Source organism: Sneathiella sp. D3-11 (genome assembly GCF_055809395.1).
Genome location: NZ_CM147911.1, coordinates 3,304,506 through 3,317,113 on the forward strand (window position 1 = coordinate 3,304,506; position 12,608 = coordinate 3,317,113).

Consider the following 12,608-nt stretch of genomic DNA (forward strand, 5'->3'; position numbering starts at 1 on the left):
GAAGGTTGAATTCTTCATGAGCAATTTTTCCATTCTCACCCGATTATCGATTTTGAGTGTGGCGCTTTTGGCGATCCTGATCGGGTCAAACTTGTTTCTCGATTATCGCTTGATACAGAATGCGAAAACGATTGAGAGTGAGGCCCAACTCGTTGGTCGAATTACGACTGCGAATGCCGCCAGTAAGTCTTTTGGGGATCTGAAATTCTGGCTGGCCGATCTGGCCGTCAGCCTGCTTACCCTGTCAGAGCGCAATGCGGATGCGGCGCTGAAATCCCTGAAAGTCAGCCTTGAAAAGTTGAAGGAGTATGATCCTGAACGGGTGGCTCTGATTGATCAGGAGATTGCCCTGTTAATGAATGAGGCTCTTCTCGCCGTCGATGCCTACACGGATGAGCGCCGCGTAATTGGCAATAGCCTGATGGCCAAGGCACGCGTGCATATTCAGCATATTGATGAACAGCTTTCCGGGATTGTTGATGAACTTGAGGAGGAATCGCGTGTGCGCAGCAGCGCCGGTCTCGCGTCCGCCCGGCAAGCGGTCCATCTCTCTCATATTATCATTATCGCCAGTGCGGTCATCGGCTTGCTGTTGACATTCCTTGTGCTTCGCTCGATCCGTACGCCGCTGTCACGGCTCGTCACCGCCATGCGCTCAATCACCAAGGGGGACCTGACCGTGCAGGTGCCGCCCGCGGGCAAAGATGAAATCGGGGAGATGGCGCAGACCGTGACCTTGTTCCGCGATAGCCTGATTGAGCGAGACCGGTTGGCAGAGGAACGCGAGAAGGCACAAGCCGAAGCCCGGAGCGCGCAGGAAAAACTGCTTGAGGCGATTGAGGCGGTCACCGATGCCTTCGCCCTCTATGATGCTGACGACAAGCTGGTCATCTCAAACAGCAAGTACCGCGAAATGTATGAATATCTCGGACTGCCCATCGAAAAGGGCATCAGCTATGAGACGATTATTTCTGCTGCTGTGAACAAGAAGATGATTGTTGCCGCCCAGGAAAATGAGGAGCAATGGCTGAAAGAGCGGATCGTCCGTCACCGTAATCCGACGGAACCCTATGAGCATTTACGGGCCGATGGAAAATGGCTCCGTATTAACGAGCAGAAGACCGCCGATGGTGGCATCGTTGGCGTCTTTACAGATATTACGGAAGCCAAGGCGCGCGAGACCGAGCTTGGCGAAATGGTGGATCGGTTGGCCGAGGCGCGAGACGTGGCAATGAAGGCAACACAAACCAAGAGCCAGTTTCTTGCCAATATGAGCCATGAACTCAGAACGCCTCTCAATGCGGTGATCGGCATTACCGAGATGCTGGAAGAAGATGCGATTGAGGATGATGATGAGGATATGATCGAGCCTTTGCAGCGGATCAGCCGCGCGGGCAAGCATCTTCTCAAACTGATCAATGACATCCTTGATCTCTCCAAGATCGAGGCTGGCAAGATGGAACTCCATGTTGAAAGCTTTGATCTCGCCGCTGTTGTCCGCGATTGCGTTGATATGGCCGGGCCGCTGGCATCACCCAACAACAATAAAATCGATGTCAGCCTGCCGGACGATCTGCCACCCATGATCTCTGATGTGACGCGGGTCCGGCAGGTTGTCTTCAACCTTCTCAGCAATGCCTGCAAATTTACGGAAAATGGCACAATTGGCATAACCGTCACGCAAGCCGATGATGATCTTGTCAAGATCGACGTTTCCGATACCGGGATCGGCATGTCACCGGAGCAGCTTGAGCGTTTGTTCAGCGATTTCTCTCAGGCAGACAGCTCTACCACCCGTAAATATGGCGGGACGGGTCTAGGGCTTGCGATTTCCCAGCGATTCTGCCGCATGATGGGTGGGGATGTGACGGTGGAAAGCACGCCGGGGGCGGGGTCAGTTTTTCGTGTCAGCCTGCCACGGGAAATCCCGTCGGCTGAAGAAAGTGGTCCGATGGAAGGGGCTCTGTCACGCCCTCCATCAAAGGGTAATGCCGGAGGGAATGTTGTGCTGGTCGTCGATGACGATCCGGTTGCGCGCGATATCCTGGGCCGTTTCCTGAAGGCGGAAGGCTATGATGTTGCCATCGCCGTCAACGGGGAAGAAGGATTGCAAAAAGCGCGCGATCTTCGGCCTGCCGTTATCACACTAGATGTGGTGATGCCGGGGAAAGATGGCTGGACGTTGTTGCAAGAACTCAAAGACGATCCGGAGCTTAAGGATATTCCAGTGTTGATGGTATCCATCGTCGATGACAAGCATAAGGGCTTTTCGCTCGGTGTTGCCGACTATATGACCAAGCCTGTGGATCGCCAGCGCTTGCTGACCCTGCTGGAGCGATACAAGCTTAATGGCAAGGGTGGCAATGTCCTCATCGTTGAGGATGATGGAACAACCCGCCAGTTGATGCGGCGGATTTTTGTAAGTGAGGGTTGGCGCGTGCGCGAAGCCGTCAATGGCCGGGCCGGTCTGCAGCTCGTCAAGGATGCTATTCCCGATTTGATCCTGCTCGACCTGATCATGCCGGAGATGGATGGCTTTGAATTTCTCGACTCCCTGAAAACAGTTCCGGAGGCGAAGGGAGTACCGGTGGTTGTCATTACCGGGGCAGATCTGTCCGACGAAGATCGCAGGCGCCTTAATGGCGGAGTTGAGCAGATCATCAAGAAATCAGCAGATGGCGCGCCGGCATTCCTTGATGAAGTCCGCCGCTATATGGGGCAGCACCTGATTGTACATGCTGAAATATCTGGAGAAACAGAATGATGAAAATCCTCTATGTCGAAGACAATGAGGACAATATCTACATGTTGTCCCGCCGCCTCAAGCGCAAAGGGTTTGAGGTTGTTATTGCGGGGGATGGTGTCGCCGGAATAGAGGCGGCCCGACGTGAAAAGCCGGCGCTCATCCTGATGGACCTTAGCTTGCCTAAAATGGACGGGTGGGAGGCGACGCGACAACTCAAAGCGGATGCGGAAACGCGCGCAATTCCGATTATCGCTTTATCGGCCCATGCGCTGGAAGGGGAGCGGGAGAAGGCACTGGATGCCGGTTGCGATGATTTCGATACCAAGCCTGTCGAATTTGCCCGCCTTATGGGTAAGATAGGGGGCTTTCTGGAAATAGGAGGGGCATCTTGACCCAGGAAGACGCCCGCATTCTGGTCGTCGATGACAATGAAGATAATCGCTTCACCCTGAAGCGGCGCCTTAAAAAGCTTGGCTACGGAAATCTGGAAATTGCGGTTCATGGACGCGACGCGCTGGAGAAGATGCAGGAGCAGCCGTTTGATCTGATCCTCCTGGATATCATGATGCCGGAAATGGATGGCTATGAGGTGCTGGAAACCGTCAAACGGGATATGCAGCTTCGTCATATCCCGATCATTATGATATCGGCGGCGGACCAGCTTGAAAGTGTCGTCAAATGTATTGAGCTCGGGGCGGAAGACTTTCTGCCGAAACCTTTCAATGCAACCCTGTTGCGCGCCCGCGTTTCCGCCTCACTTGAGAAAAAGGCTTTGCGGGATCAGGAACAGGCGTATCGCGCCCAAATCGTTGCCGAGAAGAAACGCACTGATGAATTGCTCCATTCCATCATCCCTGCGATGGCGGTGCAGGAACTCAAGCAGACCGGAGTGGTGCGTCCGCGCAATTTCGATGCGGTCGGTATTCTGTTTTGCGATATCGTCGGCTTTACCGCCTATTGCGATCGTAATTTACCGGAAACGGTTGTTGCTCATCTTCAGGCGTTGATCGAGACGTTCGAACAGATTGTCGATGACTTTCAGATGGAGAAAATCAAGACCATTGGTGATGCCTTCATGGCGACTAGCGGCCTGTTGCGACCAGTGGAGGCGCCGCTTCTGACGGCGGTGCGCTGCGGTCTTGAAATGTCCCGTGCCGCCCGGGAGATAGAGCCGAACTGGGAAGTGCGCATCGGCCTGCACTTTGGGCCCGTCGTGGCCGGTATCGTCGGCAAGCAGCAGTTCCTGTACGATGTCTGGGGGGACACCGTGAATATCGCGGCGCGACTCGTCGAACATAGCTCGCCCGGAGCAGTTGCCATGACCGCCGCCGCCTGGCAGGAAATACAGGATGAATGTGAGGCCCGCTCGCTCGGGGTCATCGATATTAAGGGAAAAGGAAAGCTTGATGTTGTCGAGGCCTTCGCGGTTCGTTAGCCGTTGAAGGCGCCTTGATTTAGCAGATAGAGAGACATCAAAATGCATAGACGGCTGTTTTTGAAGGGATTTGGGTTGATCGGAGTTGCGTCTTCCATGGCGTTGCCGAAAATCGCGATGGCGGGTGGCCTGCTCGATCCTATGAACTCGAAACTGGCGGGGTCTCTGTTCTACACGATGGAGATGCCGGGCCGCTGGATCGGGAAGGAGGCGGGGCATGTCCCGATGATTGAACGGAGCGGCAATATGATTGAAGTCACCACCGGTCATGAAATGGATGGCTACACCCATTATATCGTCAAGCATATCCTGCTCGATGAAAATCTTGATTTTGTCGCTGAAACCATATTCGACCCTGATGTCGATGCACCAATTTCGACATATGATGTCACCGGTATGAGGAGTGCTCTTTATGCGGTATCGCTCTGTAACAAGCATGACGCCTGGCTCAATCGGCTGGCGCTCTAATAATGCAACATAGTTGTTCATGAGATAACGCTTTATGTCGATGCGAGAAATCGAACTGAAATTAACTCTGTCAGAGGGGGATATTCGCGCGCTTGCGGGTACCCCCGCTTTTATTGAACTGACCGGTGGGAAGGCTACCACGCGACTGCTCCGATCCGTTTATTTTGATACGCCGGACGGCGCCCTTGGTCGCAAAAGAATGTCTTTGCGTATCCGCGATAACGGCGAGAAACGGGTCCAGACGGCCAAGCTGGATGGCGGGCTGAGTAAGGGACTATCACAAACGCTGGAATATGAGAGTGAGATCGCGGGCGATGCCCCGGATTTGAACCTGATAGGTGACAGAGAAGTCATACGCCGAATAGAGAATGTCCTAGCGGGGGAGGCACCCGTTCCGCTTTTCGAGACATATATCAACCGCACGGCCGCCCTTATCGATATCGCGGGTGAGGGGACAGTCGAACTCGCTATTGATATTGGGGACGTCCGGGCCGGAGCCAAACGAGCTCCGCTTGATGAGGTGGAACTGGAGCTTAAATCGGGTGTGCCTTTCGCCATGTTAAGCGCAGCGGAGAAGTTGTTCGCGGGTGTCGCGGTGACACCGAGTAAGCTGCATAAGGCGCGGCGGGGTTTTGCGCTGATTGGTCTTGGCGAGACGGAAAATCCACTTGAACCCGCCTATTCGGAAAAGACGGAAATTACGCGCAATATGTCAGGCATAGAGGCGTTGCGATCTGTCGGGAATTCGGCGGCGGAGCAGATCCTGCAAAACTGGGATTTTGTGATTGCCGACCCTGCACCAGAGGGACCGCACCAGCTTCGGGTCGGCCTACGGCGCTTGCGGACGGCGCTTCATATGCTGAATGCGAAGAAGCTGGGGGCGGAGTTTTTGGCACTCGAAGAATTGGCGCAGAAGTTGGCGGGCGTGGTTGGTGCGCTCCGTGATGCGGATGTCTTGCTGAGCGACATTTTTGAACCTGCCGCCGTCCGCCTTGATGAAATTCCCGACTGCGGCGCGTTGAGGGAGGCTCTCGATGCGCATATTACCGAACAACGTGTGACCGTGCGTAAGAGCCTGCTAAGCGCTGACTGGACCCAATTGAAACTATCCTGTTTGTTTTTCGACTTTTTAATCGATCGGGCACTTGCGCGGGCGGATGAAAATTTTGTTGATCTCAAGGTCCAAAAGCATGCGGATAAAGCGCTGGCGAAAACGTGGCGAAGGGCCGCCAAATGGGGAGAGCGGATTGACGACCTCACCATCGAGGAACGCCACAGCATGCGCAAAAATTGAAGTCGCTGCGCTATGTGACGGAATTTTTTATGCCACTTTATGCCGCGAAGGAGGCGAAGCCGTTTCTAAAGAAACTGCAGCGTTTGCAGGATGCGTTTGGTTATCTCAATGATGTCGCGATGAGCCGGCAATTATTCGACATTGCTGAGCAAAATAAGGAAAAGGGGGAGATCTCGCTGCGCAAGCCTCGGCCATTTATAATTGGCATCTCGGCCGGGCGGACGCATCCTGGAAGGATGCCCGGAAATGCTGGAAAAAGCTCAAGAAGGCAGAACGCTTCTGGGAATGAATTTCCGTTATCTCAGGCGGCTTCAGGCAGAGTGAAACGGAAAGTTGTTCCTTTCTCCTGCTCGCTTTCTACCCGGATATGACCTTGGTGAAGCTCAATCATTTCTTTGCAAAGCGGTAGTCCGAGTCCTGTCCCGATCTCTCCGTCCGTGCCGAGTGTTGTGGTCTTTTTATCGATGGCAAATGAATCCACCATGATATGCGGCGCAATACCTACGCCTGTATCAGAGATAGAAATTTCGACCATTTCTCCAGTGCGCTCAGCCTTTACTTCGATAGCTCCACCTTCGGGGGTGAATTTAATGGCGTTCGTAATCAGGTTTCGAATGACAAGAAGGATCATATTCCGGTCGGCATCAACCGTTAGATCAGGAACTTGGCTGGATAATGATACATTCTTGTTGGCCGCCAAGGATTTTAACACGTGCATGCTTTCCTTCACAATATCCGGCAGATTGAGGTGTTCGGAGTGCATGTCGCCTTTTTCCATCTGAAAACGGCCCCATTCGAGAAGATTTTCAAGTAGTTCATAGAGGGTCTTACTGGAGAGATTGATCATCGAGGCATACTCCATGATATCCTTCGCGGTAAGTTTGTCCGCGCGTTTCGCCAGAAATTCGGAAAACCCGAGAAGCGCATTAAATGGACTTTTCAAGTCATGGGCAATGATAGAAAAGAAGCGATCCTTGATCGCAATTTCCTGGGATAACGCGCTTTTTAGCTGCGCTTCTTTTTCAGCAAGCTTGACGAGTTCTTTGCCCTGAATTTCAAGCCGCGCCTGCGTATCCATGAGTTCAGAAATCTTTTTATTAAGGGTCTCGTTGTTTTTAAGAACATCTTGACGGGCTTTGCGCAGCTCCATCTCGTCAATCACGATATCGGCAAGATCCCTCAGCAAAAGTTTATGGTCATCGTTTAGCTTATGCGGCTTGCGATCGATGGCGCATAGGGACCCAATCTTGAAGCCATCCGGCGTGATCAACGGTGCGCCAGCATAAAAGCGGATATTCTTAGGCCCGGTAACCAGCGGATTGTCGAAAAAGCGTTCATCTTCCAGCGTATTTTCGACCACCATGATATCTTCAGAGTGAATTGCATGAGCACAGATTGCCATATCGCGCGGCGTTTCACGCACATTAATGCCGAAATGAGACTTGAACCATTGACGTTTTTCATCCACCAGACTCACAAGAGCAATTGGAACACCAAGTGTTTTCGAAATGATCCGTGTGATATTGTCGAAACTGGCTTCCTCTGCGGTATCGAGAATATTATACTCTCTTAGGCGCTCTAGCCGTTCTTCTTCGTCTTTTGGCAACGGGGCAATTTTCATAACGCCTCCTTGAACTCAACCTTTGCAAATTGAATCATGCACATTCATTTGCCTTGGTTGCTCATAAAAAATCCCTGACCAATAGTCCCACTCAACAGGATTTCGTGCCCATGATTATGAGTTTGAAATGGTTAAGTATTGGTTAAAAATAACCAGTAGGAAAATCTTCAAACCCAGGTTGCATGCGGCTTTCCGGGGTTTTTGAAAGGTACGATAGTGCCCCTGAGCTGAGCTCCGGTAATTACCGGATATTACCGATAAATTACAAGGATGTAATGTATCTTAGCTGGCAAATTATTTTCATCAATTGCTCACCCCGGATAGGTGTATTTAACTGTTGCGACCTGCCTATGCTCAGTTCGTCGCTTCTGTCAGGTTCGCTGTATTATATAGGCCGATCAGCTTCTCATTTGTTAGCAAATTGCCGAAAAAACCGCCGTCTTCTTTCTGCTTTGGCGTGTAGACCGCTTTCACCCAAAAGGACTTATCTTCCGCAAGGGAAAACCTGCCCGGCACGATACCGGTAACCCAGCCATTGTCATGCAAGATATAGCGGCTATCTTCGGCGAAGCCATCGGTGCCGTCCTTAACGGCGCTGATACGAACTTCAAATTTGTCACCTGCGAGAATACGGTCCATGACAAAGGTGACAATGCTATAGTTTGCTATCTCATCGGATACTGGAGTGCCAGTAACGACAGCGCTGGCAAGAATATGGCTCCTGAATGTGGTGTAATCGCGTGTGCTTGCCTCACTGAGTTCTTCGATCGATGCGAACGGAACAATATATGTTTCAATTGCCGGGATTTCTGCACGGCTATATCCCCATTGATGGCCCTTCAAAATGATCTGATCATCGGTCAATTCATAATCGGCAACGAAGGAAACACCTAGCCGTCGACCAGTTGGGTGGACAAGGATTAACCGCGCGCCGAGACGGTTAATTGCCGGTACCTCCTTGGGATGGAAAAAATCGTTAATTTGAACATTCTCAACACCAAAACCTTCGAGGCTGCTGTTTTCGTCTGTGGCAATCCCACCGTTGCCGACTAGACTGAATTCTTCGTCGATCTCTTCCGGATTTCCATTTTTCAGCCGAAGAACTGTTGCCGCAACAGCGGACTGTATGTGCCACGGAATTTCCTGCGGTTTTAGTGCGACAACATCAATAACTTCTTTTTTCTCATCTTCATCATCATTTGACGAGCTGAAAGGGTTGGTAAAGAGATCGCCGACCGTATCGGATACGTTGCCCTGACAGCCCACTAAAAGAAGTGACATCATCAATGCCGCAACAGTCAGGATACGACCGGAGGAGAGTAATTGTAGTGTCTTTTTCATATCATTCCCTCCTTAAAAACGGGACCGGTCGGCGGCCTGATTTTCGAGTGCTTTCGTAACGGCGGCTTTGACTTCTGGCGTAGAGTATTCAAGGTACTTTTTAGCAATTTCCGGGTCGCGTAATGCGCCTTGAACTGCCTTATTAATGAGTTCTTGTTTCTCCTTTTCTTTTTCCTCTGCAACGGCTGCGGCCTTTACGTCCGGATTGGAGGCACTCCAAAGTCCTGTTTGTGCCTCTTCCGGGGTTGCTGACGGGCTGCTTGCGACGCTCTCTGGCTGGAAATAAAAGAAAGGAGTGGTTAGGGCATAGATTAAATAGCGGATATGTTTCAGTACAATATCTTTAAAGAAGAGGAAGGTTAGTGTGGCCGTTAGTGTGAGGGTAAGCTCACTTCTCTGCAGTGGTGGAAGCGTCGCCAATTCCGGTGCAAACAAGGTATTAACGACAAAAAAACTGGTCAAAACGATCGTCGTGAAAACCGCCGGCTTTGTAAAGGCCGAAACTGTGTTGAGAAGGACGATGCCGCCACCGTCACTTGCTGTCGCGATCCTTGTCGGCGAGGAGAGCATCAGAATTATCAACACCACAGTGAAAATTTTCCGCATTTTCGGCCCCTTTATATATTGCAACTCTAATATTAAGGGGCAAAAATATGAGTGTCAAACTCTCATGCAACAGCCGATTTATCGGTAGTTACGTCGAAAATTCAAATTGACGGCGCATTAATTGTCTTTGTTTATTTTATCCATTCGGCGAGTTCGACGGTGATGCCTTCGGGGCCGGTAATGAAGAACAGCTGGCGGCTGTGGAAGTTTTTAAGCTCACTCCTGACCTCAACGCCACGGTCCTTGAGATGGCGGACCATCGCCTCCGCATCCGTTACCGCGAAGCAGATATGATTGAAGCCGAGCTTATCGAGGCGTGGGTCGTTCTTCGCCATCGCCTCGGCCTCTGGTGTCCGGTAATGGAGAACCTGAACTTCGAAACGTGGCGTAACACCCGGAATGGCAAGGGTGACATGATCCGCCTCGATATCCGTAACGCCCATATAGCCCGCAAATGGCTCATCCTTGATGACAACTCTCTTGTCCTCCTCAAAGCCGAGAAGTTCGAAGAAATCAATCGCCGCCTGAAGGTCGCGCACGGCGACGGTGACATGGTCGAAATGGGTAATCATCTGCTTTTCTCCTTGTGCTCGGGACTGATACTACGCCGGGGAATTTCTGTCATCAACCCTTACCCCCTCGCAATGTCAGGAACGCACATCCGGTCAGGAGGAGTGTTACGCCGCTCGCGATTGTCCGCATGATGTTCCAGAACTGCCAAGGTTCAGAGTATTCCTGCCAGATTTGCCGGGCCTCCTCGGTGCTTTCAGGGATGGTCACAAGGGCGAGGGCCTCGTTCATCTGGACATTCACGGTGAAAGTCAGGACCACGCCGCCAAAGAAATAGATCACCCCGGCCAGCGCAAAGAGGACGGCGCTTCTGCGGCTACTGACCCAGGCGAAGGCGGCGGTTACAATAAGGATAAAGGGCGTCCCGAAAAAGGCCGGAGCGAAGACTGTGTTCCGGACCGAGGCATTCATGGCCTGCATTGCCGCGATGGCGACTTTCGGGTCCGCCGCATCCAGCCCCCACATGGTTGAGCAGATCCAGGCGTAAAAGAAGCCGAAGATCGCACCACTAAGCAAGAGCGAAAGGAAGGCAAGGGGGATGAGGAGGACATTTTTGCGAGTGGGCTCCGGCTGTTCAATGGCGGTCATCGTCAAATCCTTTAAGCGTAATTATATGTACGGTTGTCTTTATCCGTAATTTAGTTTACGGTTGTTGTCAACGAATTCAGGAGATAAATATGCGCGAAGAGACGAAGCTCATCCGGCAACAGCAGATTGCGCAGGCCGCTTATGAGGTACTGGAAGGGAAGGGCTACGTGGGCGCGTCGATGCTTGCCATCGCGAAGCGGGCCAAGGCCTCGAACGAGACGCTCTATAACTGGTATGGCGATAAGCAGGGGCTGTTCAAGGCGCTTGTGGCGCGCAACGCGGAGGAGGTGAAATCTCTGCTGGAGGCGGAGCTGGCTTCGGATCAGGATCCGATCGAGACGCTTGGCCGACTGGGGCCAAAGCTGCTGAGCCTGCTCACCGGTGCGCGGGCCGTGGCACTTAACCGCGCGGCGGCGGCGGACCCCAGCGGGGAGCTTGGCGCGGCGATATCAGTGGCCGGACGGGAGACTGTGATGCCCCTGATTGAGGTTGTTCTGGAAAATGCAAAGGCGCGGGGGCAGCTTCGCTTTGATACCACCCATGAGGCGGCGGAGCTTTACCTCAATTTGCTGATCGGCGACCTGCAAATCCGCCGCGTGATCGGTCGTGCGCCAATCCCGACGGCAGAGTTTTGCAATACCCGCTCCGCTAAAGCGCTTGTGTCATTGGAAAAGCTGCTTCGTGCCGACTGACTCTGCATGGCGGAGAATTAATTTTCTGATGAATTTGAAAAAATTTGGTCGGGGTGAGGCTAATTTACATTTCCTTTAAGTTTTCGTCTGTGTCTTTTGCAATTATACATTACAGGAGTAGTGGCCGGCTGTTATCGAAGCCTTCTAGGATCACATTTAGTATACGCTGGTTGTCAGCCTGATGGTAGTTTGAGATATTGAGAGGCTTTGAGTAATTTACCATTCTCATCTACAAGGATAGTTCTACATTTACCGGTATCTTCGTCAAAAATATCAGTCATATTTACTAATGAATATTTCTCAATCACCTCACTAAGTACTTTCTCATCCCAATCTCTGAATACCCTCATGTCGCCATTTTTAAGTATTTGGCTAGAGTAAGGACGTACGCTAATCTGATCGATTGAAATATTACGCCCGCTTTCGGACGTCAGGTAAGTGTGAGTTGCATCTCTAAGTGCCGCTTTATAATGAATTCTCGCAGCCAGTTCCCGAAACTGGTACTCAGATACTGTAGCACCTAACAGTGAAAATGGCCCTTTCGGAACGATGTCTTGCTGAAGGCCTCCGTCACTAATGAATATTACTGCGAGTTCGCCGACCCTTATTGCTACCGACTGTCCAAAGACGTTTGTGCTTAGGTCAAATTTTCCCGCAGGTGACTCATTCCTTACCAAATAGGAGTAAATGGAGAAGGGGTAATCACCGTGAATGCAATGGAATGTTGTTTCTTTTCTTGCGCTATTTAGAATGAAATGGAGGTGTTCAAGTTCTTCTATATACGAAGGCCTAACGATGGGGCCTAAGGTCGGTTGCGCTCGATCATAAAGTAGGCTTGTTTCCTTAACGAGAAGGCCAAGTAGTATTTTGGAGAGCCATCTGCCCAGTATTAGTTTCTCATTGTTAGTAGTAATCATTCCCTTCATAAAGATTGGCTGGACGGCCCTTTCAATGTCAGCGAGAAAGCCAGTATTACAAATTTCGCAGCAAGGCACCGTTAAGTATCGATATGGTATTCTTGTTCCATTTATTAGACCTATCGTTTTATCGAACAGTGTGTGGCTACGTTGTAGCCAAAGCGGTATAATGTGTTCGCCCTTCCCAGTGCTTGGGAGGCCACCACATGCGAAACACTTTCTTTCTTTGATGCTGGCCTCTGATACCGCCAAGGCCGTAAGTTCCATCACATTCATTCCGCTGTCTGAGAAATAGTAACTTTTGTTCTATCTAACGGTTGTTTTGGGTCA

At 51.3% G+C, this 12,608-nt stretch carries 11 protein-coding genes and 1 pseudogene; 6 read left to right on the forward strand and 6 right to left on the reverse strand.

The features are described from left to right. Positions 1 to 16: 16 nt before the first annotated feature. The 5 genes and pseudogenes from AC0L73_RS16695 (at position 17) to AC0L73_RS16715 (ending at position 6,314) form a co-directional block, all read left to right on the forward strand. The gene (locus AC0L73_RS16695) at positions 17 to 2,764 is read left to right on the forward strand and encodes a response regulator (RefSeq protein WP_473654309.1); all 2,748 of its coding nucleotides are present in this window, start codon (positions 17 to 19) and stop codon (positions 2,762 to 2,764) included. After that, a complete protein-coding gene (locus AC0L73_RS16700; protein WP_473654310.1) occupies positions 2,761 to 3,138 on the forward strand; it encodes a response regulator in 378 nt (125 codons plus the stop codon). Before AC0L73_RS16695 ends, AC0L73_RS16700 begins: the two co-directional genes overlap by 4 nt. Next, positions 3,135 to 4,181: an adenylate/guanylate cyclase domain-containing protein gene (locus tag AC0L73_RS16705; protein ID WP_473654311.1), complete on the forward strand. Its 1,047-nt coding sequence runs from the start codon at positions 3,135 to 3,137 to the stop codon at positions 4,179 to 4,181. The genes AC0L73_RS16700 and AC0L73_RS16705 overlap by 4 nt, the downstream gene beginning before the upstream one ends. A 42-nt stretch (positions 4,182 to 4,223) precedes the next feature. Further along, complete coding sequence (locus AC0L73_RS16710) at positions 4,224 to 4,649, forward strand: desulfoferrodoxin family protein (protein ID WP_473654312.1); 426 nt, start codon at positions 4,224 to 4,226, stop codon at positions 4,647 to 4,649. 40 nt (positions 4,650 to 4,689) lie between these two features. Then, positions 4,690 to 6,314, forward strand: a pseudogene (locus AC0L73_RS16715) (CYTH and CHAD domain-containing protein). On the opposite strand, the gene AC0L73_RS16720 reads toward AC0L73_RS16715, so the two are convergent. From AC0L73_RS16720 to AC0L73_RS16740, 5 genes are all read right to left on the reverse strand, one after another. Then, positions 6,245 to 7,564, reverse strand: coding sequence for a GAF domain-containing sensor histidine kinase (locus AC0L73_RS16720; RefSeq protein ID WP_473654313.1), 1,320 nt, complete (start codon positions 7,562 to 7,564; stop codon positions 6,245 to 6,247). The pseudogene AC0L73_RS16715 and the gene AC0L73_RS16720 overlap by 70 nt on opposite strands. Positions 7,565 to 7,918: 354 nt before the next feature. Continuing rightward, the gene (locus AC0L73_RS16725) at positions 7,919 to 8,905 is read right to left on the reverse strand and encodes a hypothetical protein (protein WP_473654314.1); all 987 of its coding nucleotides are present in this window, start codon (positions 8,903 to 8,905) and stop codon (positions 7,919 to 7,921) included. A gap of 12 nt (positions 8,906 to 8,917) precedes the next feature. Next, positions 8,918 to 9,511 carry a hypothetical protein gene (locus AC0L73_RS16730; protein ID WP_473654315.1) on the reverse strand — a complete coding sequence of 198 codons (594 nt, stop codon included), beginning with the start codon at positions 9,509 to 9,511 and terminating at the stop codon, positions 8,918 to 8,920. A gap of 131 nt (positions 9,512 to 9,642) precedes the next feature. Continuing rightward, positions 9,643 to 10,083, reverse strand: a complete 441-nt coding sequence (locus AC0L73_RS16735; RefSeq protein WP_473654316.1) for a VOC family protein — start codon at positions 10,081 to 10,083, stop codon at positions 9,643 to 9,645. Between the two features lie 52 nt (positions 10,084 to 10,135). Continuing rightward, complete coding sequence (locus AC0L73_RS16740) at positions 10,136 to 10,669, reverse strand: anthrone oxygenase family protein (protein ID WP_473654317.1); 534 nt, start codon at positions 10,667 to 10,669, stop codon at positions 10,136 to 10,138. An 89-nt stretch (positions 10,670 to 10,758) separates the two neighbouring features. Here AC0L73_RS16740 and AC0L73_RS16745 point away from each other — a divergent pair, with 89 nt between their 5' ends. Continuing rightward, positions 10,759 to 11,361: a TetR/AcrR family transcriptional regulator gene (locus AC0L73_RS16745; RefSeq protein WP_473654318.1), complete on the forward strand. Its 603-nt coding sequence runs from the start codon at positions 10,759 to 10,761 to the stop codon at positions 11,359 to 11,361. A gap of 173 nt (positions 11,362 to 11,534) precedes the next feature. On the opposite strand, the gene AC0L73_RS16750 is transcribed toward AC0L73_RS16745, so the two are convergent. Continuing rightward, complete coding sequence (locus AC0L73_RS16750; RefSeq protein WP_473654319.1) at positions 11,535 to 12,545, reverse strand: hypothetical protein; 1,011 nt, start codon at positions 12,543 to 12,545, stop codon at positions 11,535 to 11,537. Between the last annotated feature and the right edge of the window lie 63 nt (positions 12,546 to 12,608).

Excerpts from the sequence above, each read along its gene's own strand:
- AC0L73_RS16695 (WP_473654309.1), top strand. The coding sequence starts at position 17 with ATGAGCAATTTTTCCATTCTCACCCGATTATCGATTTTGAGTGTGGCG.
- AC0L73_RS16700 (WP_473654310.1), top strand. The coding sequence starts at position 2,761 with ATGATGAAAATCCTCTATGTCGAAGACAATGAGGACAATATCTACATG.
- AC0L73_RS16710 (WP_473654312.1), top strand. The coding sequence starts at position 4,224 with ATGCATAGACGGCTGTTTTTGAAGGGATTTGGGTTGATCGGAGTTGCG.
- AC0L73_RS16720 (WP_473654313.1), bottom strand. The coding sequence starts at position 7,564 with ATGAAAATTGCCCCGTTGCCAAAAGACGAAGAAGAACGGCTAGAGCGC.
- AC0L73_RS16725 (WP_473654314.1), bottom strand. The coding sequence starts at position 8,905 with ATGAAAAAGACACTACAATTACTCTCCTCCGGTCGTATCCTGACTGTT.
- AC0L73_RS16730 (WP_473654315.1), bottom strand. The coding sequence starts at position 9,511 with ATGCGGAAAATTTTCACTGTGGTGTTGATAATTCTGATGCTCTCCTCG.
- AC0L73_RS16735 (WP_473654316.1), bottom strand. The coding sequence starts at position 10,083 with ATGATTACCCATTTCGACCATGTCACCGTCGCCGTGCGCGACCTTCAG.
- AC0L73_RS16740 (WP_473654317.1), bottom strand. The coding sequence starts at position 10,669 with ATGACCGCCATTGAACAGCCGGAGCCCACTCGCAAAAATGTCCTCCTC.
- AC0L73_RS16745 (WP_473654318.1), top strand. The coding sequence starts at position 10,759 with ATGCGCGAAGAGACGAAGCTCATCCGGCAACAGCAGATTGCGCAGGCC.
- AC0L73_RS16750 (WP_473654319.1), bottom strand. The coding sequence starts at position 12,545 with ATGGAACTTACGGCCTTGGCGGTATCAGAGGCCAGCATCAAAGAAAGA.